18 protein-coding genes and 1 pseudogene are annotated in these 20,605 nt (G+C 71.2%); 9 read left to right on the top strand and 10 right to left on the bottom strand.

Annotated features, from left to right (window positions below):
* The first annotated feature begins 112 nt into the window (after positions 1 to 112).
* Both mptB and CW359_RS46695 read left to right on the top strand, forming a co-directional pair.
* Positions 113 to 1,519 carry a polyprenol phosphomannose-dependent alpha 1,6 mannosyltransferase MptB gene (gene mptB / locus CW359_RS45935; RefSeq protein WP_105972554.1) on the top strand — a complete coding sequence of 469 codons (1,407 nt, stop codon included), beginning with the start codon at positions 113 to 115 and terminating at the stop codon, positions 1,517 to 1,519.
* Positions 1,520 to 1,524: 5 nt separating this feature from the next.
* Positions 1,525 to 2,922 carry a glycosyltransferase 87 family protein gene (locus CW359_RS46695; RefSeq protein ID WP_105972619.1) on the top strand — a complete coding sequence of 466 codons (1,398 nt, stop codon included), beginning with the start codon at positions 1,525 to 1,527 and terminating at the stop codon, positions 2,920 to 2,922.
* Between the two features lie 83 nt (positions 2,923 to 3,005).
* Here the strand turns inward: CW359_RS46695 and CW359_RS26030 are convergent.
* Together CW359_RS26030 and rho are read right to left on the bottom strand one after the other, a co-directional pair.
* Positions 3,006 to 3,836, bottom strand: a pseudogene (locus tag CW359_RS26030) (D-alanyl-D-alanine carboxypeptidase family protein); the annotation flags it as partial.
* Positions 3,837 to 4,007: 171 nt separating this feature from the next.
* On the bottom strand, positions 4,008 to 5,156 hold the full coding sequence (gene rho, locus CW359_RS26025; protein WP_105972553.1) for a transcription termination factor Rho: 1,149 nt from the start codon (positions 5,154 to 5,156) through the stop codon (positions 4,008 to 4,010).
* A gap of 416 nt (positions 5,157 to 5,572) precedes the next feature.
* Here rho and CW359_RS26020 point away from each other — a divergent pair, with 416 nt between their 5' ends.
* The 3 genes from CW359_RS26020 to CW359_RS26010 are packed head-to-tail and all read left to right on the top strand — an operon-like array spanning position 5,573 to position 8,427.
* Entirely contained in the window at positions 5,573 to 6,352 is a 780-nt protein-coding gene (locus CW359_RS26020; RefSeq protein ID WP_232838600.1) for an SDR family NAD(P)-dependent oxidoreductase, read from the top strand.
* 6 nt (positions 6,353 to 6,358) lie between these two features.
* A complete protein-coding gene (locus tag CW359_RS26015) occupies positions 6,359 to 6,772 on the top strand; it encodes a VOC family protein (RefSeq protein WP_105972551.1) in 414 nt (137 codons plus the stop codon).
* Positions 6,769 to 8,427: an MFS transporter gene (locus CW359_RS26010; RefSeq protein ID WP_232838599.1), complete on the top strand. Its 1,659-nt coding sequence runs from the start codon at positions 6,769 to 6,771 to the stop codon at positions 8,425 to 8,427. The genes CW359_RS26015 and CW359_RS26010 overlap by 4 nt, the downstream gene beginning before the upstream one ends.
* Here the strand turns inward: CW359_RS26010 and CW359_RS26005 are convergent.
* From CW359_RS26005 to CW359_RS25970, 8 genes are all read right to left on the bottom strand, one after another.
* Positions 8,402 to 9,172, bottom strand: a complete 771-nt coding sequence (locus CW359_RS26005; RefSeq protein WP_105972550.1) for an SDR family NAD(P)-dependent oxidoreductase — start codon at positions 9,170 to 9,172, stop codon at positions 8,402 to 8,404. The two genes, CW359_RS26010 and CW359_RS26005, sit on opposite strands and share 26 nt — an antisense overlap.
* Positions 9,173 to 9,209: 37 nt before the next feature.
* The gene (locus CW359_RS26000; RefSeq protein ID WP_105972549.1) at positions 9,210 to 10,205 is read right to left on the bottom strand and encodes a LysR family transcriptional regulator; all 996 of its coding nucleotides are present in this window, start codon (positions 10,203 to 10,205) and stop codon (positions 9,210 to 9,212) included.
* 223 nt (positions 10,206 to 10,428) lie between these two features.
* Entirely contained in the window at positions 10,429 to 11,385 is a 957-nt protein-coding gene (locus CW359_RS25995; protein WP_105972548.1) for a fumarylacetoacetate hydrolase family protein, read from the bottom strand.
* 3 nt (positions 11,386 to 11,388) lie between these two features.
* On the bottom strand, positions 11,389 to 12,774 hold the full coding sequence (locus tag CW359_RS25990; protein WP_232838598.1) for an FAD-binding oxidoreductase: 1,386 nt from the start codon (positions 12,772 to 12,774) through the stop codon (positions 11,389 to 11,391).
* An 8-nt stretch (positions 12,775 to 12,782) separates the two neighbouring features.
* Positions 12,783 to 13,763 carry a cyclase family protein gene (locus tag CW359_RS25985; RefSeq protein ID WP_105972546.1) on the bottom strand — a complete coding sequence of 327 codons (981 nt, stop codon included), beginning with the start codon at positions 13,761 to 13,763 and terminating at the stop codon, positions 12,783 to 12,785.
* Positions 13,760 to 14,764 carry an amidohydrolase family protein gene (locus tag CW359_RS25980; protein WP_105972545.1) on the bottom strand — a complete coding sequence of 335 codons (1,005 nt, stop codon included), beginning with the start codon at positions 14,762 to 14,764 and terminating at the stop codon, positions 13,760 to 13,762. Before CW359_RS25980 ends, CW359_RS25985 begins: the two co-directional genes overlap by 4 nt.
* A complete protein-coding gene (locus CW359_RS25975) occupies positions 14,761 to 15,885 on the bottom strand; it encodes an FAD-dependent monooxygenase (protein WP_105972544.1) in 1,125 nt (374 codons plus the stop codon). The genes CW359_RS25980 and CW359_RS25975 overlap by 4 nt, the downstream gene beginning before the upstream one ends.
* A 48-nt stretch (positions 15,886 to 15,933) precedes the next feature.
* Positions 15,934 to 16,239, bottom strand: coding sequence for an antibiotic biosynthesis monooxygenase family protein (locus CW359_RS25970; protein WP_105972543.1), 306 nt, complete (start codon positions 16,237 to 16,239; stop codon positions 15,934 to 15,936).
* Between the two features lie 241 nt (positions 16,240 to 16,480).
* Between CW359_RS25970 and CW359_RS25965 the strand changes: the two genes are divergently transcribed.
* The 4 genes from CW359_RS25965 to CW359_RS25950 are packed head-to-tail and all read left to right on the top strand — an operon-like array spanning position 16,481 to position 20,495.
* Positions 16,481 to 17,446, top strand: a complete 966-nt coding sequence (locus tag CW359_RS25965; protein WP_105972542.1) for a fumarylacetoacetate hydrolase family protein — start codon at positions 16,481 to 16,483, stop codon at positions 17,444 to 17,446.
* Entirely contained in the window at positions 17,443 to 18,393 is a 951-nt protein-coding gene (locus CW359_RS25960) for a VOC family protein (RefSeq protein ID WP_105972541.1), read from the top strand. Before CW359_RS25965 ends, CW359_RS25960 begins: the two co-directional genes overlap by 4 nt.
* 30 nt (positions 18,394 to 18,423) lie before the next feature.
* Positions 18,424 to 19,728, top strand: coding sequence for a histidinol dehydrogenase (gene hisD, locus CW359_RS25955; RefSeq protein WP_105972540.1), 1,305 nt, complete (start codon positions 18,424 to 18,426; stop codon positions 19,726 to 19,728).
* Positions 19,725 to 20,495, top strand: coding sequence for an SDR family NAD(P)-dependent oxidoreductase (locus tag CW359_RS25950; RefSeq protein WP_105972539.1), 771 nt, complete (start codon positions 19,725 to 19,727; stop codon positions 20,493 to 20,495). Before hisD ends, CW359_RS25950 begins: the two co-directional genes overlap by 4 nt.
* The last annotated feature ends 110 nt before the right edge of the window (positions 20,496 to 20,605 follow it).

The raw sequence follows: 20,605 nt of genomic DNA, 5'->3' as shown, positions 1-20,605 counted from the left end.
GCCCACCCCCCCATCGCTCGCCCACAAACGCTCACCCGCAAGTAACTCCCAGGCCCCCACCAGGAAGACCCCCCGTAGCCCCCCGTCCACCCACCCTTGCCACGCTGCGAACGTGCAGGTTCCCCCGACAACCCTCTCCCGCTGCCAGGCCACCGGCCTGATAGGCACCGCATGTCTCGCCCTCGGAGGCGAGACCGCCGGTGCCCTCCCCGTACGGGAACTCATCGCCCCCTCGACCGGCCGCGCAGCGCTCGGCCTGGTCGCCGTCTACTTCGGCGTCGTCCTGCTGATAGCCGCGTGGGCCATGCTCGGCAAACTGATCCGGGGCTCGGAGCCGCCCACCGTACGGTCCCTGATGGGCGTCCTCGTCGTCTGGGCGACCCCGCTGCTCCTCGCCCCGCCCCTCTTCAGCCGCGACGTCTACAGCTACCTCGCCCAGGGCGCGATGGTCGAGGCGCACATGGACGTGTACACACACGGCCCGGCCCTGCTGGGCGGCCCGCTCGCCGCCGAGGTCGCCCCGGTGTGGCAGCAGACCGGCGCCCCGTACGGGCCGGTGTTCCTCGCCGTCGCGTCCGGGCTCTCCGCGCTGACCCGGGGAGAGATCCCCGCAGGCCTGTTCGGCATGCGGCTGGTCGCGCTGCTCGGCGTGGCGCTGATGGCGGCGGCCCTGCCCCGCCTCGCCCGGCACAGCGGCGCCGACCCGGCCGCCGCCCTCTGGCTCGGCGCCCTCAACCCGCTGGTCCTGCTGCACCTGGTGGCCGGTGCCCACAACGACGCGATCATGCTCGGGCTGCTCGGCGTCGGCCTGGTGGCGGCGCTGGGTCGCCGGCCGGTCCTGGGCGCCGTACTCGTCACCCTCGCCGCCCTCGTCAAGGCACCGGCGATCCTGGGTCTCGCGGCGGTCGTCGCCCTGCAGATCCGCGCGGGCCGCAGCCCACTGCGCGCGGTACTGACCACGGCGGGCGCCGCAGCCGCCACCACCGTCGCCGTCACCACGCTCACCGGCACCGGATACGGCTGGATAGGCGCCCTGCGAACCCCGGTGTCCCCTCAGAACTGGGCTCTCACCAGCCTCCTCGGCCGCGCGACCGCCGCCGTCCTCACGGAGATCGGCAGCGATCTCGCGCCGCTCGCCGTCCCCGCCTGGCACCTGCTCGGCATCACGCTCACCGTCCTCGCCATCGCATACATATGGCTGCGCCGCCCCCGTCTCAGCCCGGTCTACGCACTCGGCCTCAGCCTGGCCGTCGTGGTAGTCCTCGGCCCGGCGATCCGCCCCTGGTACGCCCTGTGGGCGCTGTTCCTCATCGCGGCGGCGGCGCCCAGCACCAGCTCCGCGGTACGCCGCCGGCTCGCGGCCGTCACCGGAGTCGTCGCGCTCCTCGCCCTGCCCAGCGGGGCGCCCGCGGGCACCGAGGAACTGATCCTGGCTGTCTCCGGCGGCGCACTGGCCGTCGTGGTCCTCTGGCAGGCCCACCAGGCCGCCCAGGCACCCCTCCGGGAGAGCACGGCATGAGCGGCGTGAGACTGCCCCGTACGGACACCGGCCGCCTGCTCCTGGTGCTCGCCCTCGCCGCCGCCGTGACCGTCTTCACGGCCACCGTGCCGCTCCTGCGCGGCTGGTTCGACCTCCGCGTCTACTACGGAACCATCGACACCTGGGTCCACCACGGCGGCCGGATCTACGACTACCAGGTGCCCGGCACGACCTACGGCTTCACCTACCCGCCGTTCGCCGCCGTCAGCATGCTCCCGATGGCCCTGCTCGGCCTGCACGCCGCGATCACCGCCGCGCTGCTGCTCAACCTGGCGGCCCTCGTCGCCGTGGTCCGGATGACCGCCGGACCGGTGCTGCGCCGGTACGGCTGGTACGGCTGGGCCCTTACCGCGTGCGCGCTGGCCCTGTTCGAACCCGTACGCGACACCTTCAGCTTCGGCCAGGTCAACCTCGTGCTCCTGGCCCTCGTCCTCCTCGACGCCTGGCTGCTGACGACCGGTAGGGCCCGCTGGGCGGGCATCGGGATCGGGCTCGCCGCCGCCATCAAGCTGACGCCCGCCCTCTTCATCGGACTGCTGCTGCTCGCCGGCCGACGACGCGCAGCCGGGGTCGCGACGGCCGTCGCCGCCGCGGCCACCGCGCTCGCGGTGTGGATCGCGCCCGACCCATCCCGCTTCTACTGGAGCGAGGCGCTGTGGGACACCCAGCGCATCGGCAGGCTTGCGTACGTCTCGAACCAGTCGCTCCAGGGAGTCCTGGCACGACTGGCCGCACCGGGCGAATCGAGCCGCGCCGTATGGCTGGTGGTGGTCCTGGTCGTCCTCGCGGTCTGGGCGTGGCGGGCCCGGCGGGCCGTCGCGGTGGGGGACTGGTGGGCCGCGTTCGCCCTCACCGGGCTGACCGCCTGTCTGGTCAGCCCGATCACCTGGGTGCACCATCTCGTCTGGCTGCTCCCGTCGTTCGCCGTCCTCCTGCGCACCGGGCACGCGCGCGTGGCGGGCGTTCTGTACGCGATCCTGTGCACGAGCGTGGTGTGGCTGTGGTTCGACGACGCGTCCGGCGTCGACGGCTTCATCGGCGGCAGCGCGTACGTCTGGGTCACGCTCGGCCTGCTGCTGGGGCTGCCGCTGGGCGATACGGCTCAGGGACTCCGTACGGATCAGGCGCGGCGTACGCCCGCCATGCGCAGCGCCAGTGACACCGCGCCCGCGCCGAGCACGGCCGCGCCCACGATCGTCCAGGTCTCCGGCCAGCCCGGTCCGCCGCCGGACGCCACGGTCGCGGCCACCGGCACCGCGCGCGGGACGGCCGCCTGCGGACCCGCCAGCGGTACGGGCCGCGAGACGGCCAGCGAGCCCACGGGTTCGACGCGCCCGGCGGCCCCGAAACCCCAGTCGAGCAGCGAGCGCGCCTCCTCGTAGACGGCGTATCCGCCGCCCTCCTGAGGGTTCATCACCGTGACGACGAGCGTGCGCTCACCCCGGCGCGCGGCGGCGACCAGCGTGTTGCCAGCCTTGCTGGTGTAGCCGTTCTTGACGCCGAGCACGCCCGGGTAGCGTCCGACGCCGTTGGCGCCGGTCAGCAGCCGGTTGGTGTTCTGGATCTCGTACGACCAGCCGCCCCCGCCGGGGAACTTCGCGCGGGCCGTGCCGCAGTAGTCGGCGAAGTCCGCGTTGTGCAGCCCCGCCCGCCCGAACACCGCGAGGTCGTACGCCGAGGACACCTGGCCCGAGGCGTCGTACCCGTCGGGCGAGCGCACATGCGTGTCGCGGGCGCCGAGGGAACGGGCCTTGGCCTGCATCCGTACGGCGGTGTCGCGCCAGCCGCCGCTCATCGTGGCCAGGACGTGCACGGCGTCGTTCCCCGAGTTGAGGAACACACCACGCCACAGATCGGAGACCCGGTACGTCCGCCCCGCCGCCACCCCGACCAGACTGCTCCCGGCCCCGATGCCCGCCAACTCGGCCTCGGTGACCTTGTGCCGCAGGCCCGCGGGCAGCGTCGGCAGCACGGTGAGGGCGAACAGCGTCTTGAGCGTGCTGGCCGGGGGCAGCTTGCGGTGCGCGTTGTGGGCGGCGAGCACGTCGCCGGTGCGGGCGTCGGCGACCAGCCAGGAGAGGGCGGAGACGTTTCGGGGGACGCGGGGGGCGCCTGGGCGGATGCGGGCGTGTGTACCGGAGCGGTACAGGAGCTTGGGGTCCGCTGTCCTTGCCGTCGGTGTGGTGGCGTCGGGTGTGGTGCGGGCGGAGGCCTGGACGGGGGCCAGGGCCAGCACGCCCGTCACGCACAGGGCACAGCAGGAAGCGGCAATACGGGATGAGAATCCGATCGTCATACCGCAAACGTAGGAACGGACGTGCCGTACGTGGTGGTGCCGGGGCCGAGGGGCGGGGCCTAACACCCGTATGCGCTAGCGCTCCGCTGGGTTTGGCGGGGTTTCGGGTGCGGGTTCGCGGGGGCTGGTCGCGCAGTTCCCCGCGCCCCTTTCGGGGCGCTCCGCGCGCCCTCAGCCGGTCGTCGGGAGCGTCGGCTGGATTCGGCGTAGGAAGGTCGCGTTGTCCGGGGTGTCGCGGAGGCGTTCCAGCAGGGTCTCCATGCTGGCCTGGCCGTCGCGGGTCTGCAGGGCCCGGCGTAGACCGTGGACGGTTGTCAACTCGGCCGGGGGCAGCAGGAGTTCCTCGCGGCGGGTGCCGGACGGGTTGATGTCGACGGCCGGGAACACGCGCCGGGACGCCAGTTCGCGGTTCAGCCGCAGCTCCATGTTGCCGGTGCTCTTCAGCTCCTCGAAGAAGTACTCGTCGGCGCGTGAGCCGGTCTCCACCAGGGCGGTGGCGAGGATGGTCAGCGAACCGCCCTCCTCGGCGAGGCGCGCGGTGCCGAACAGCCGCTTCGGGCCGAGCAGCGCGGCGGCGTCGACGCCACCGCTGAGGGTGCGGCCACCGGAGGCCGCCGCGTTGTTGTGGGCCCGGCACAGCCGGGTGAGGGAGTCCAGCAGGATGACGACGTCCTCGCCCGCCTCGACGAGCCGTTTGGCCCGCTCGACGACGAGTTCGGCGAGCGCGATGTGCTGCTTGGGTGCCTTGTCGAACGTCGAGGCGTAGACCTCGCCGCGCACGGAGCGCCGCATGTCGGTGACCTCCTCGGGCCGCTCGTCGAGCAGCACCACCATCAGGCGGCACTCGGGGTGGTTGCCGGCGACGGCCGCCGCGATCTGCTGGAGCAGGACGGTCTTGCCGGTCTTGGGCGGGGCCACGATCAGCCCGCGCTGGCCCTTGCCGACGGGTGTGATGAGGTCGGTGACGCGCCCGGCGAGCCCGGCCGCCGGGTGTTCGAGACGGAGCCGCTCGCGCGGGTGCAGCGGGGTCAGGTCGCGGAAGTGGCGACGGCCGCGCAGCTCTTCGGGCGTACGGCCGTTGACGAGCCCGACCTCGGTGAGGGCCCGCTGGGCGCCCCGGGCGCCGGCGACGAGGTCGCCCTTGCGCAGGCCGTACCGGCGGATCAGGGTCGCGGAGACCTGGAGGTCGGTGGGGGAGGGCAGGCAACTGTCGGCGGCCCGCAGGTAGCCCTTCCCGTTGCCGTCGATGTCGAGGACACCGGTCGCGATCCGGGTCGGGGGCAGTTGTTCCACAGGGGGGTGTTCGAGTGTGGTGGTCATGAGGTGGAGGTCCTTTCAAGGACGGGAACGCATGCCGCATGAGGCACGCGGAGACAGAGAGGGAGGGTGAGGGCCGCTGGAACTGAGCGCGCCGAACGCGCTACGGGCGGCGAGAGAGCTGATGCGCCGATCGGAAACCGACGGGCGGGTCAGCGGAAGAGAGAATGATCCAGCACCGGCGCCCAAGACGGGGCGTACACAAGTGCTGTCGGCACCGTACCACACGACGGCCGGTCCCCGCTGTGAGTTGTGACTCGTCGGCCCGGCGCCGTCGGGGTGCGGACGCGCCCCGGCTCCTCGCCCCGCATACCTGCCATACGAACCCCCGATGGACCTGGAGCGACGCATTTCTTGTTCTGCCCAATGGCCGTACCTACGCTTCCACCACCGCACTCCGGCGGCACTGGACAAGGGACATGGCAACCATGGGTCGACTGGCCGGGAAAATCGCTTTCATCAGTGGAACGGGGGCCGGAATAGGTCGCGCCGCGGCCCTCGTATTCGCCGCGGAAGGCGCCACGGTATTCGGCTGCGACCTCGACGAGACGGGCGCCGCCGAAACCGTCGAACTCGTCGAGAAGGCCGGTGGAATCATGCGGTCCCTGGCCCCCGTCGACCTCTCCACCGAAAGCGGCGCCCGCGAGTGGATCGACGCCGGCCTCGCGGCCTTCGGCGGGATCGACATCCTCTACAACAACGCCTCCGCGCTGCGGAACGGCCCCTTCGACACCCAGCCCGTCGAGGACTGGTACTTCACCATCCGCAACGAGCTGGACATCCCCTACTTCTGTACGCGGGCGGCCTGGCCGCACCTGATCGCGCGCGGCGGCGGAGTCGTCCTCAACGTCGCCTCCGTGGCCGCCGTACGCGGGGCGCCCTTCATGCCGATGGTGCCCCACGGGGCCGCCAAGGGCGGGGTGTTGGCGATGAGCAAGCACCTGTGCGCGGCCGGCGCCCCGCACCACATCCGCGTCAACACCATCGCCCCCGGCATGACCCGCACCTCGGCCACCGCACCCTTCCTCGACGATCCGGACGGCCCCCGGGCCCAGTTGGAGGCCCGTATCCCCGTCGGACGGGTCGGTGAACCGGAGGACATCGCCCGGGCCGCGGCCTTCCTCTGCTCCGACGAGGCGGCCTTCGTCAACGGCGCCAACCTCATGGTCGACGGCGGCGACAGCGCGATGGCGGGCTGAACGGACATGACCACCCGACTCGACCACGTGGGCGTCAACGTACGCGACCTGCCCGCCCAAACCGCCTGGTACCAGGGCGCGTTCGGCCTCAAGACCGTCTTCGAGTTCCACCTCGAAGGACCCGGACTGAAGGGCGTCGTCCTCGAACACCCCGACGGCTGGCGCCTCGAACTGCTCGCCCGCCCCGGCTCCGCCCCGGGCCTGCGCGCAGCGGACCCCCTGACCGCCGCCCTCACCGAGGGATACGGGCACTTCGCGGTCACCACCCCCGAACTCGACCCCGTTCATGACGCACTGGTCGCCCATGGGGCGGGCGAGGTCATGAAACCGGGGCCGTCCCCCGAACCGGGCGTGCGTATGGCCTGGGTCAGTGACCCCGAGGGAAATCTCATCGAACTCATAGAGAAGAAGCCGCGATGACGCAACCAACGAAATCGATCTTCCTGAACAGACTCGACAAGGGCACGCTCATAGCCTGCTGCCTCGCGGTCGCGGCGGCGCAATTGTGCATTACCGTCCCCTCGCCCATCAACGGGGAAATCCAGGCCGCATTCGGTGCCTCGGGTTCCCAAGTGGCCTGGGTGACCTCCGCCTTCATTCTCCCCACCGCCATTCTGGAACTGAATTTCGGTGTGGTCGGAGATCTCTTCGGCCGTAAGCGCCTGCTGGTCCTCGGCGGACTCATCCTGGCCCTCGGCGAACTCCTCAACGCCACCGCGCAGAGCATCGGCATGCTCTGGACCGGCCAGGCCCTCGCCGGTATCGGCGCCGCCGCGCTCTTCCCCAGCTCCCTCGCCGTCATCGCCGCCGCCACCCCGGACCAGAAGGACCGCGCGAAAGCCGTCTCCACCTGGGCACTGAGCATCTCGCTCGCCTCGGCGCTCGGACCGCTGTCCTCCGGAATCCTCGCCACGGTCGCCGACTTCCGCTGGGCGTTCGTCCCGCCGGTCGTCCTCGGTCTGATCGTCGCCGTCACCTGCTGGAAGCTGGTCACCGACTCCAAGGCGCCCGAGGGCCGCACCCTCGACTGGCCCGGTCAGATCACCATCGCCATCGGCCTCACCGCCCTGCTCTGGGGCATCATCGAGGGTGGTGAACGCGGCTGGAGCAGCACGGCGATCGTCGGCTCCCTCTCCCTGGCCGCCGTGGCCCTCGTCGGCTTCGTCGTCGCCGAACTGCGCGCCGCCTCACCGATGTTCAACCTCGAACTGCTGAAGATCCCCTCCTTCGCGGCGGCGGCCGTCGTAGCCCTCGCCGGGATGTTCGGCTTCATCGGCACCGCGTACTGCGTGTCGATCCGGCTCGGCGCGGTCATGCACCTGAGCGCCCTCAAGGCCAGCATGCCCTTCGTCATCCTCCAGCTGATCCCGCTGCTCCTCGCCCCCGTGCTGAGCAGAATGCTGACCAGGGTGGACGCCCGCTGGCTGCTGATGGGCGGTCTGCTGCCCATGGCCGCCGGCCAGTTCTGGATCGCCGCCCTGCCCATCACCACCACCTCCCTCGCGGCCTTCATCGGCCCGGTACTGCTGCTCGGCGTCGGCTTCATCTGCGTGGTCTCCTCGCTGACCTCCGCCGCCGTCAACGCCGTACCGATCCACATGACCGGCATGGCCAGCGGCGCCACCAGCCTCGTCCGCGAGTTCGGACAGGGCCTCGGCCCCGCCGTCATCAGCACCATCGCCATGAGCGCCGCGTCCTCCGCGCTGGTCGGCAAGCTCAGCGGCGCCGACGCGGGGATGGAGGCGGCGGCCGGACCGCTCGCCGTCGTCAACGCGGGCAGCGAGAGCGCCCGGGCCGCCGCGCAGGACGCCCTCGGCCACGGCATGGCACTGGGCGTGGTGATCTGCGGCTGCGCCTCACTGCTCGGCGCGGTCGTCACCCTGCTGCTGGTCCGCAAGAACACCACCCGGTCGGAGGTCGACACGAGCGGAGAGACGGCGGTGCACGCCCGCGCCCGCGGGACCTGGCGTACGCCCTCGGCGTACGCACAAGAGGAGGAGGCCGGGGCTCAAGCCCCGGCCTCCTCCTCTTGCATACCCCGCGGGTTTGTCAGGACGCGTCGAGGGCGTTCGTGATCGCCTTCACGCCGCCGTGTGCCGAGTAGCCGCCGTCCACCGTGATCTCCGCGCCGTTGACGTACGAGGCCTCGTCCGAGAGGAGGTACACGACCAGCGGTGCCACCTCCTCCGTCGTGCCGGGCCGGCCCTGCGGGGTCATCGCGAGATGCGCGCCGACGAACACCGGGTTGGCGGTCTCCATCAAGGGCGTCTCGATGTATCCGGGGTGGATCACGTTCGTACGGATGCCACGGGGCGCCAACTCCAGCGCGGCCACCTTCGACAGGCCCCGCAGCGCCCACTTGCTCGCCGTGTACGCGACCGCGTGATGGGCGGTCAGGCCCGCCACCGAGCCGACGTTGACGATCGACGAACCGGCCGGCATCAGCGGGGCCAGCGCCTGGATACCGAGCAGCGCACCTGTCGTATTCACGGCGAACGCCCGGTTCCAGTCGGCGAGTTCGACGTGCCCGAGCCGGGCCCGTACGGCGATGCCCGCGTTGTTGACCAGCCCGTGCACGACGTCCAGTGAGGCCGCGAGGGCCGTCCAGTCGTCCTCCGACGACACGTCCAGGTGCCGATAGGTGACGTCGAGGCCGTCGGCGCGGAGGGCGGCGGCGAGCTTCTCGCCGGGCTCGTCGAGGACGTCGGTCGCGATCACCGTCGCGCCCTCGCGGGCCGCCGCCGTCACCTCGGCGGCTCCCTGACCCTGCGCGGCTCCGGTGACGACGACGGTACGGCCGGTCAGACGCGTACGGCTCACGGTTCCTCCAGCTGGCTAGGGGTTCTCCCCTGCCACGCTAGGAAGCCGGGGCCAGCTCCGGAAACGCGCGTTCCTCATGGCTGGCATCCGTGTCCACGATCGCCTCGGTACCCTCGGCCTCCGGCTCCTCGTCCAGGGAGGCGCCCACGCGGCGCATGGTCTCGCGCAGCCAGCGGTGCGCCGGGTCGGAGTGCCGGTTGTGGTGCCAGTACATGGCCTCCACCAGCGGTACGTCCGGGAACGGAGTCGGTACGGCGACACAGCGCGCGAATCCCTCGTAGCGCAGGGCGAGCCGCTCGGGCACCAGGGCGACCAGGTCGGTGCCGCCCACCAGGAACGGCAGCACACTGAACCCCGGCGCGCTGACCTGCACCTTCGGCACGATCCCGAGGGTCTCCAGCTGCCGGTCGGCGGGCGTCTGGCTCTTGCCGAACGCCGACGCGGCATGCGGCATCTCCGCCAGATCGCGGAGCGTGAGCCGGCCGTCGACGAGACGCGGGTTGTCGGGGTCCACGATGCACACGAACCGGTCGTGCATGACGGCCTCGCTGATCCCGGGCAGCCGGTAGCCGAGCGGTACGACCATCAGGTCATGGCAGCGCAGATGGGTCTCGTTCTCCGGCTGGCCGTGCACCAGGGGGTGGAAGTCGATGCGTACGCCGGGCGCCTCGTCGGCGATGGCCCGCAGCAGCGGCTCGACGAGCACCGTCATCACGTAGTCCGACATCACCACGGAGAACCGCTGACGGCTGCGCTCCGGATCGAACCGCCGGGTCAGCGACAGGGCCTCCTCGGCCTTGTACAGGGACGCCTGTACGACGGGCAGCAGCCGCTCGGCCAGCGGGGTCAGCTCGTACTCGCGGCCCACCCGGACCAGCAGCTCGTCGTTGAAGTGCCGGCGCAGCCGGGCCAGCGAGCCGCTCATCGCGGACTGGCTGGTGGAGAGGCGGACGCCGGCGTGCGTGACGTTCTTCTCCTCCAGCAGGGCCTCCAGCGCCACCAGAAGATTGAGATCGATCGCTCCCAGACCCACGGATGTCCCCTTCCGTCACGCCTGGCGGCAGGCGCCGGCCACATCGTCGTACGGCCGTGAAACCGGAGCGTAACTTCGGGAGGACGGCGTGAGGAAGGTGCGTGCGCGCATTCTCACAAACGCGGATGCGAGCCATCGCGCCCGGGAATACGCGCAGGTGGGCGGGCCTGTGCCCCCATGGCAAGGGCACAGGCCAGGCTCGGCGGAGGCACAGGTTTCCGTGCTACGGCCGTGGCGTGCGGCCCCGCTTCCGGGCGCGGGGAAGGTACGCGTCCGTACGCCCGGTGACGATGCGGTTGGAGAGACTGCCGAGGCGTTCCACGGTGAGCGTCACCTCGTCGCCGGGGGCGAGCGGCGGGGGAGTGCGCTCGCCGACGCGGCCCCAGAACTCGGCGAGGGCGCCCCAGCCGCAGGTGCCCGAGCCGAGGATGTCACCGGGGCGCACCCAGGTGTCCCGGGCCGCGTAGGCGATCATCTCCTCGAAGGTCCAGGAGACGTTGGCGAGGGTGTCCCGGCCGATCAGCTCGCCGTTCAGGGTCGCGGTCATCTCCAGGTCGAGGAAGCCGTCCGCGTCCCTGCGGTCCTCCACCTCGTCCGCGGTGACGAGGTACGGGCCGAGCGTGTTGGCGAAGTCCTTGCCCTTGGAGAAGCCGAGACCCAGATTCTTCTCCGGTTTCTGCAGGTCACGGGCCGACCAGTCGTTGAAGACGAGATAGCCGACGATGTGCTCCCGGGCCTGCTCGGGCGTGAGGTCACGCCCCGCCCGCCCGATGACCACGCCCACTTCCAGCTCGAAGTCGAGCACCGAGCAGCCCGCCGGTATCGGAACCTCGTCGTGCGCCCCGTAGGCCGCGTGCGGGTTGGTGAAGTAGAAGTTGGGCGCCCGGTACCACTCCTCGGGCACGTGCTCCAGCCCGTCGAGCGACTTGGAGACCCCCTCGATGTGCGCCTCGAAGCCGACGAAGTCCCGGATGGAGGGTGGCTTGAGCGGCGGCAGCAGCCGCACCTGATCCACCGTCAACTCGCTTGCCCGGTCAAGTGCTTCGGCCCCGGCCGCGTGCAATGACTCCGTCTCGACGAGGGAGAGGACGGTGACCCCGTCCGGCAGCGGGTGGATGGTCTGCCCCTGGACGACTCCGGCGTGCTCCACGCCCTCGTGCTCATATGTCGCGAACCGCATGCCTCACTGCTCCCAGTGGTTGGTGTTGGTGACGGCCCCGGTGCTCAGATACCCGGCGAAGAGGCCCTTCGGGTCGCGTACGGCCCGGATCTCCCGCAGTCGCCGCCACTGGGCGTCGCCCATGAACCTGACCTGCCGGACGGTGAAGTCGGAGTCCCCGAGGTACTGGCCGGCGGTCACCGGCCGCATCTCCGCCATCGCGTCGTCCAGCCACACCCGCAACTCCCCGTCCCGCTCGGGTTCGTCGTGCACGACGTACGTGGCGCAGTAGATCTCCGACTGCAACGAGAAGGCCATGTCGGGGAGTTCGCGAAGAGGCGCCATCGAGAACCAGATCGTGAACGTCTGAGGAGTGGGCTGCTCGGTGAACGCCTTCCGGATGGCCGGTACGACGTCTTCGGCGGGCCCGGTCAGCCAGGCGTTGTCGACGAGGTAGCGATGCCCCTCGGGGTTCGCCGTCCGCTGGTTCTGGAGCTGCTCGGCGAGCGTGGTCGGCTCCGCCTCGACACGGAAGACGGCCCGGTCGGCGTACGGATTCGCGTGCAGCGGCGCCAGCGCCTCGGCGGCCTGCTCGGGCGTGTCGGTCATCGACACGCCCGTGACCAGCAGCAACGGCTCGGTGCTGCCGGGCGGGGTCTGGGTGAGGGCGACGATCTCGACCAGGTCCGACACCGTGTGGTGCATACCGTGCAGCCAGGTCATCACCTCGTCGAAGAGGGCGACCGGGTACGCGTGGATCGTGTGCGCCAGATGCTTCGGCAGGGCGCGCGTGCGGAGGTGGAAGCGGGTGACGACGCCGAAGAAGCCGGGGCCCGCTCCCCGCGCGGCCCAGAACAGGTCGGAGTTCGTGGTCTCGTCCGCGCGCACCAGCTCGCCCTCGGCGGTGACGACATCGATCGCCACGATGTTCTCCGCCGCCCAGCCCCAGCCGCGCGCGTTCCAGCCCTGGCCGCCCTGGAGGAGGAAGCCGCCGATGCCGACCGAAGGGCAGTGCCCGCCGTTGAAGAAGCGCCCGAACTGGCCCAGGAACGGGTTGAGTTCGTCGCCGCCCTTCACGCTGGGCGTGGCCGTCACGATGCCGGTCGTGTCGTCGTACGTCATCTCGCGCAGATCCCCGAGGTCGATCAGCAGCGCGTCCGTGCGCACCGACCAGGCGGCCCAGCTGTGCCCGCCGGACCGGACGGCGACCTGCCAGCCCCGCTCCAGGGCCAGCCGTACGCCCTCGACGACGTCCTGCTCGGTGGCCGCCCGCAGTACGGCGGCCGGTGAACGGTCGGACGGGCGGCGGGCGTTGAAGACCCGGCCGAAGCAGGCCTCGTCGAAGTCCTTGTCACCGGGGAGGTGGAGGGTGCCGGAGAAGCGGTTGGTGTTCATGGGCTCCGTACTCACTTGACGGCTCACTTGATCGCGATCGGGTTGACGGGGGCGCCCACCGCGCCGGTCACCGGCAACGGCGCGGCCACCAGCAGGAATTCGTACACGCCGTCCGCCGCGCAGTCCTCCGACAGCTCCTCCAGGTCCCACATCTCGCCCAGCGGCAGTCCCATGTTGGGGATCGCGATCTGGTGCAGCGGGGACATCGCCCGCTCCGCGAACTCGTACGGGCGTACCTCAAGGCCCCAGGTGTCGGAGGCGATCGCGGCGATCTCCGTGCGGTGCAGCCAGCCGAGGGTGGTGAAGGAGAGGCCGGGGGCGTCGCCGGCCGCGTAGCCGCCCCAGTCGCCGAGCCGTCGTACGCGGCCGAGTTGGCCCGTGCGGATGAGGACCAGGTCGCCTCGGCGGACCGTCGAGGTGGCGCCCTGGACCTCGATCGTGGCGCGCAGGTGTTCCTCCAGGATGGGGAAGCCGTCCGGGAGTTCGCCGTGTTCGTCGCCGATGGCGCGGCCGACGTCGAGGAGGACGCCACGGCCGGTGAAGGCGTCCTTCATGTGCTCGATGCCTGTGACGGAGTCGCCGTCACCGTTGACGATCGTGCACGAACGGCCGTTCCAGGCTTGCTTGTTGTCGAAGATGTGGCCGAGGCCGTCCCACTGCGTGGATGCCTGGAGCGGCATGACGACGTGGTCGTCGGCGCCGCCGAAGCCGTGCGGGAAGCCCTGGGTGCCCGCCGCCGCGTCCGAACCGGTGTCCTTCATGTAGTGGACCGGGTTGATCCGGCCCCGAAAACCGCGCTGCGGGCCCTGCTCGTTGAACTCCTGCGAGAGCGAGAACGGCCGCCCGCGCCGCACCAGGCCCACCGCGTGCGCACGTATCGCGTCGTCGATGTGGTTGAGGGTGCCGAGGACGTCGTCAGGACCCCAGCGTCCCCAATTGCGGTACGCGGAACGGGCCTTGGCAAGCTCTTCCTCGATGGGACCGAGAGTGGGGCCGGAGTTCATCGGACGCGTCCTTTCAGCAGCAGGTCGTATGCGTTGCCGCCCGCGACGGCGGTCCGGTCGGCGGCGCTGAGTCCGGCGGCGCGCAGTCGCTCGACCGGGTCGGTCACGCCCATGTCGAAGGGGTGGTCGGTGCCCAGGACGACCCGGTCCGCGCCCACCTCCTCGACCAGGTGGCGCAGCGCGCGCGGGGTGTAGACGAGCGAGTCGAACCACATGCGCCGCAGATACGTGCTCGGCGGCTCGGCGCAGCCGCGTGCGTCCTCGCGGACCCGCCAGGCGTGGTCGGAGCGCCCGATGTACGTCGGCAGATAGCCGCCGCCGTGCGCGACCACCAGCTTCAGGCGCGGGAACCGGTCGAGGACGCCGGTGAAGACGAGGTGCGAGAGCGCGACCGTCGTCTCGACCGGCTGTCCGACCGTGTTGCCGAGGTAGTTGGTGGCCAGCCGGGCGCCGAGCGAGCAGCCCCACGGATGCACGAACACGATCGCGCCCAGCTCCTCCGCCCGCTGCCACACCAAGTCGTGGACAGGATCGGCCAGCTCCCGCCCCTCGACGGTCGTCGACACGCTGATCCCGTACAGGCCGTGGTCGACGACCGCCTCGCCCAGCAGGGCGACCGCGAGATCCGGGTGCTGGAGCGGAACCGTGCCGAGCCCGTACAGCCGCTCCGGCGCCTCGGCGCAGTGCGCGGCCACCGCCTCGTTGACGGTACGGGCCAGGCGTGCGGCGAGTTCGAGGTCGGCCCAGTAGTGGTGCATCGGCATCGGGCCGACGACCTGGGCGTCCACACCCATCGCGTCGAGGTCGGCGAGGCGTGCGCCGACGTCCGTCAACTGCGGACCCAGTCGCTGGAGTTGGGCCCGGTTCACGGCGAGGGAGGCGGGGGAGTGGGCGCGCTGCTCGGCCGCGAACTCCGCCGCCAGACCGGGCGTACCCGCACACAGCGCGTCGGCGGCCGGTACCGCGAGATGGCCGTGGAAGTCGACGACGGGGGCGCTCACGCCGCCGCCGTCAGGGAGTTCAGCGTCCGCGACATGATGCCCGCCGGGTCGGCGCCGGGCGTGCCCGGGGCGATCTCCCAGGCGGCCAGCTGGAGCGAGTTCTCCAGCACCATCCGCACTCTCGGCAGCCGTCGCGCCATGAAATGCTCCAGCGCCCGGTCCACCGGCTCGTCCCCGGTCACCAGTTCGGCCAGCAGTACCGCGTCCTCCGCGCACATCGCCGCGCCCTGTGCGATGAGCGGCGGGCACGCGTGCGCCGCGTCGCCGATCACCACCGTACGGCCGCGGTGCCAGGGTTCGTCGACGAGGATCGCCTCGATCCACCGGTAGTCGACCGCCGTGTCGTCGGGCAGTGAGGCGAGGATCTTGCCCCAGGTGCCGCCGTACCCGGCACCGCGCTCGCGCAGCAGTCCGAGCGGTGCGCGCGGGCCGACGAGGGAGGTGTCGAGGTTCTCGTCGAGGAGGTAGGCGTAGCACTGGTCGGGGGAGATCGGGCTGTAGCCGGCCTTGTAGCGGGGGCCGCCGTAGTACACCTCCGCGCAGTCCATCTCGGCGGGGCGGTCGGCGACGACCCTGAATATCGACATGCCGACCGGGTGGGGCCGCGTCCCGATGCCGAGGTGCGTGCGCATCCGGGAGTTGATGCCGTCGGCGCCGACCACGAGGTCGTATCGTCCGGTCGAACCGTCCGTGAAGGTCACGTCGACGTGGTCGGTCGACTGGTCGAGCCGTTCGACGCTCAGTCCGAGCCGGACCCGCACCCCGTGCGCGTGCACGGCGTCGCACAGCGCGTTCTGCAGATCGGTGCGCAACGCGCCTGCCGTGGACGGCAGTTCGGGTCCGCCGGTGTGTGGTGTCGGCAGCTCGGTGATCAGCTCGCCGTCGGCGCGGCGCAGCCGCATGATGTCGAACGGCACCGCCCGGGCCAGCACCCGGTCCAGGACGCCCACGGACCGCAGCGCCTTGAGGGCGTTGCCCTGGAGGGTGATGCCGTGCCCCACCCCGAACCACTGGGGCGACAGTTCCACCAGCTCGGCCTCGGCGCCGCGCTGGGCCAGCGCGAGACACAGCACGCTTCCGGTGATGCCGCCGCCGACGACGAGCACCTTTTCAACGGGCATGGGGATCCTTGCGAACGTAGAGGGGGGAGGTATGGGTGCCGGCGGTGGTCAGCCGGTGAAGCGGGCGGTGCGCTCGCCGTAGTGCTCGACCACCGGCGGCGCGGTGAAGAAGGGCCCGACCAGCGCGCGCCAGCGGGCGAAGCGTTCGGACTCGCGGAACCCCACCGTGTGGTGGGCCAGCGTGTCCCAGCCGACCAGCAGCAGATAGGTGTCCGGCCGCTCCTCGCAGCGCAGCAGCTCGGTCCAGCGGAACCCGTCCGCCTCGGCGAGAACGAGGCGGCCCTTGCCGTAGGCCTCCTCGAAGGCCTCCTCACGACCGGCCTCGACGGTCAGCTCGGCATGCTCGACGATCACGGTTCGCTCCTCGGCCTCGGTGGGTGGTCCGAGCGTGCGTGGGCGGTGGATGCAGGGTCAACGGATCGAGGCATCGGCAAGGGGCACGTCATCCATTGCGTACGGCGATGGGCCGCTGATCACGGGCCGTACGGGCCCGTCGGGGCCGCCGATGGCAGGCATCGCCAATCACCATTTCCGCCGTCCCGCGCGACTGCCTAGCGTCAAGGGCGAGCCCCCAGTCGTCCGAGGAGAGCCGCCCGTGCCTGATCCCCTGCCCACTCATTCCGGACCGTTCGCGCTCGGCACGTTCGGGAGCGATTCCGGCGCCTTCCCCGGCCTGGTCACCGGCGCCCGCGTCCGTGACCTGTCCGGCCAGGCGCCCTCCGTGCGCGCGATCGTCGAGGACTGGGACACCTGGCTGCCCCGCCTGCACGGCCTCGCCACGACCGCCGACGGCCCGTGGCACGACCTGGCGGCGCTCCGCGTCCTGGCCCCCATCGAGCCCGGCCAGATCCTGCAGAGCGGCGCCAACTACCGCAAGCACGTGGTCGATCTGGTCGCCGCCGAGAAGGAGAGCGTGCACGGCGCGACCCCCGAGGAGGCCCGCGCCGACGCCGAGAAGATGATGGACGTCCGGGCCCGCAACGGCGTCCCGTACGTCTTCCTCGGCTCGCTGCGCGCGATGTGCGGCCCGTACGACGACATCGTGCTCCCCGCGCTCGGCGAGCAGCACGACTGGGAACTCGAACTCGCCCTGGTCATCGGGAAGTCGGGCCGGAACATCCGCACCGAGGACGCGATGGAGTACGTCGCCGCCTACACGATCTGCAACGACCTCACCACCCGTGACCGCCTCTACCGGCCCGACCTGAAGGCCATCGGCACCGACTGGTTCACCGCCAAGAACGCCGACACCTTCCTGCCGACCGGCCCCTTCCTCGTCCCGGCCGCCTTCGTCGGAGACCCGAACGACCTGCGGATCACCCTGCGGCACAACGGAGTCGTCCGCCAGGACGAGTCCACCAAGGACATGATCTTCGACATCCCGCGGCTCATCGCGTACGTCTCCACGACCACCACCCTGCGCCCCGGCGACCTGCTCCTCACCGGCTCCCCGGCCGGCAACGGCGCGCACTGGGGCGTCTTCCTCCAGCCCGGGGACGTTCTCGACTCGGAGATCACCGGCCTGGGCCATCAGCGCAACACCGTCAGGAGGGAAGCATGAGCACCCCGGACACCCCCTTCCAGCCCATTACCCACCTGCGCCATGTCGATCTGGCCGTACCGGACTTCGCGACCCAGCGCGCCTTCTACGGCTCCACCTGGGGCCTGACCGAGGTCGCCGACGACAGCGGCATCGCGTTCTTCGCCGCCGAGGGCAGCCCCGAGCAGTACGTCGTGCGCATTCGCCAGGACGAGCGGAAGCGGATGGACCTGGTCGCCTTCGGCGCAGTGTCACCGGCCGCCGTTGACGAGCTGGCAGTGCGGCTCGGTAGCGCCGGTGTCCAACTGGTCCATGAACCACGGGCGTTGGACACCCCCGGCGGCGGCTACGGCCTCCGCTTCTTCGATCCGGACGGCCGGGTCGTCGAGGTGTCGGCCGACGTCGCCACCCGCGCACACCGGAAGATCGAGGAGCGGGAGGCCATCCCCGTACGGCTCTCGCACTGCGTCGTGAACTCCCAGGACCCGGAAGGGCTCCGGGACTTCTACGTCCGCCACCTCGGGTTCCGGCTCACCGACACCCTCTACTCGACGCACATGGGCGACCTCATGTACTTCCTGCGGTGCAGCCCACTCCACCACTCCTTCGCCATCGCGCGCGGCCCCCATGTCTCCCTGCACCACGCCTCGTTCGAGATGCGGGGCGTCGAGGAGTACATGCGCGGCACCGGGCGTGCGCTGCGCGCCGGTACCCGGCTCACCTGGGGTCCGGGCCGGCATCTGGCCGGTGACAACACCTTCTCCTACTTCCACGACCCGCACGGCAACACCGTCGAGTACACGACCGAACTCGCCGTCCTCGAAGAGGACTTGTGGCACCCCGGGCGTCATGACGTCGACGACCCGATCACCCAGGACCAGTGGGGGACCGCCGACCCGATGAGCGAGTCGGTCGCCAAGGAGCAGTTCAACGACCCCGACGTGCTGTTCACCGCGCCGCCCGTCTAACCCGAACTCACCTATGGAAAGGCCGCAGTTGTGGCAGAGATCCTGAAGTCCCCTGTGCCCGTGGCCGAGGTGGCCGCCTCCCTCGCCCAGGTGCGCGAGACCGTGACCGGCGTCATCGCGGACATCCGCGAACGCGGGGACGCGGCCGTGCGCGAGTACTCCGAGAAGTTCGACAACTGGAGCCCGGACTCCTTCCGCCTCTCCGACGAGGAGGTCGAGAAGATCGTCGCGTCGGTGCCCGAGCAGGTCATCGCCGACATCCGCTTCGTCCAGGACCAGGTGCGCTCCTTCGCCCGCCGACAGCTCGACTCCATGCGGGAGTTCGAGGTGGAGACACTGCCGGGCGTCCGGCTCGGGCAGAAGCACATCCCCGTGCAGGCCGCCGGTGCCTACATCCCGGGCGGACGCTACCCGCTCACCGCCTCCGCCCACATGACCATCGTCACGGCGAAGGTCGCGGGCGTCCCGCGTGTCGTCGCCTGCACGCCGCCGATCCGCGGCGAGATCCCGGCTGCGACCGTCGTCGCGATGCATCTGGCGGGCGCGGACGAGATCTGGCTTCTCGGGGGAGTGCAGGCGGTCGCCGCGATGGCGGTCGGCACGGACTCGATGCGGCCCGTGAACCTCATCGCGGGACCCGGCAACGCCTATGTCGCCGAGGCCAAGCGGCAGTTGTTCGGCGGGATCGGCATCGACCTGTTCGCCGGGCCGACCGAGATCCTCGTCCTCGCCGACGAGAACGCCGACCCGTTCGTCTGCGCGGTCGACCTGCTCTCCCAGGCCGAGCACGGCCCGGACTCCCCGGCAGTCCTCATCACCACCTCCCGCGAGGTCGCGGAGAAGACCATCGCCGAGGTGGAACGGCTTCTGCCCAGCATGCCGACCCGCGACTTCGCGGGCCCCGCCTGGCGCGACCACGGCCAGGTCCACGTCGTCGACACCCTCGACGAGTTGTACGCACTGGCCGACGACTTCGCCTTCGAGCATGTGGAAGTCCTGACCGCAGAACCGCGCCTCGCGCTGGAGAAGATGACCCAGTACGGCGCCCTGTTCCTCGGCGAGGGCACCTGTGTGTCCTTCGGCGACAAGGTCATCGGCACCAACCACGTCCTGCCCACGCGCGGCGCCGCCCGCTACACCGGCGGCCTCTGGGTGGGCAAGTACCTCAAGACGGTGACCTACCAGGAGGTCACCGACACCGCCTCGCAGGCACTCCTCGGCCGCCTCTGCGGGCGTGCCTCCCGCGTCGAGCTGTTCGAGGGTCACGCCCGCTCCGGCGACGTACGCGCCGCGAAGGCCGAGGGCGACGACCTGCCCTGGAACGGCGCCGCATGAGCCTGCACGGGCGTACGGCACTCGTCACGGGCGGCGGCGGACCGCTCGGCCGGGCGTTCGCGTCGTCGCTGTCGGACGCGGGCGCCCGGGTGATCCTGGTCGGCCGCGACGAGGGCGCCCTCGCGGACGCGGCCGACCTGATCACCAAGGAGGGCGGCGAGGCACGTACAGCGGTGTGCGACGTCTCCGCCCCCGAGTCGGTAGCCGCACTGGCAGCTCAACTCACCGACGAAGACGTGTCGTTGCTGGTCAACAACGCGGGCGTCGCAGGCCCCGTGAAACCCCTCGTCGACATCGAACCGGACGAGTGGGACGACGTGTTCGCCGCCAACGTCCGGGGCGTCTACCTGATGTGCCGGGCCTTCCTGCCGCACATGCTCGCGGCCGGCCGGGGCGACATCGTCAACATCGCCTCGGTGAGCGGCAAACGCCCGCTGCTGCACCGCACCCCGTACACGGCCTCGAAGATGGCGCTCCTCGGTCTCACCCGCACCCTCGCGGGCGAGGTCGGCCCACAGGGCGTCGCGGTCAACTCCCTTTCCCCGGGCCCGGTTCGCGGCCCGCGTATGGACCGCAACTTCCGGCTGACGGCCGAACTGACCGGCTGCACACCGCAGGAGGCGGAACGGAACTTCGCCTCCCGGGCCGCACTGGGCCGTCTGGTCGAGGCGGACGAGGTCGCCCGGGCCCTGCTGGCGATGCTCGCGATGCCGGGCCTGTGCGGGGCGGACATCGACCTGTCGGCGGGCATGATCGCCCCGGCCTAGCCAACCCCCGTACGGTGATTCGCAGGCCCTTGTGGCCACGCTGTGTGAACGCCATGAACCGGGCGGCGCGATCCGAGGCATCGGCTTCCGGGATGTGTGCGCCGGGTCCC

The organism is Streptomyces geranii (assembly GCF_002954775.1).
In the GTDB taxonomy this organism is placed as follows: domain Bacteria; phylum Actinomycetota; class Actinomycetes; order Streptomycetales; family Streptomycetaceae; genus Streptomyces; species Streptomyces geranii.
Note: the sequence above shows the minus strand (reverse complement) of the source record. Positions and strands in the feature narration are given on the sequence as shown.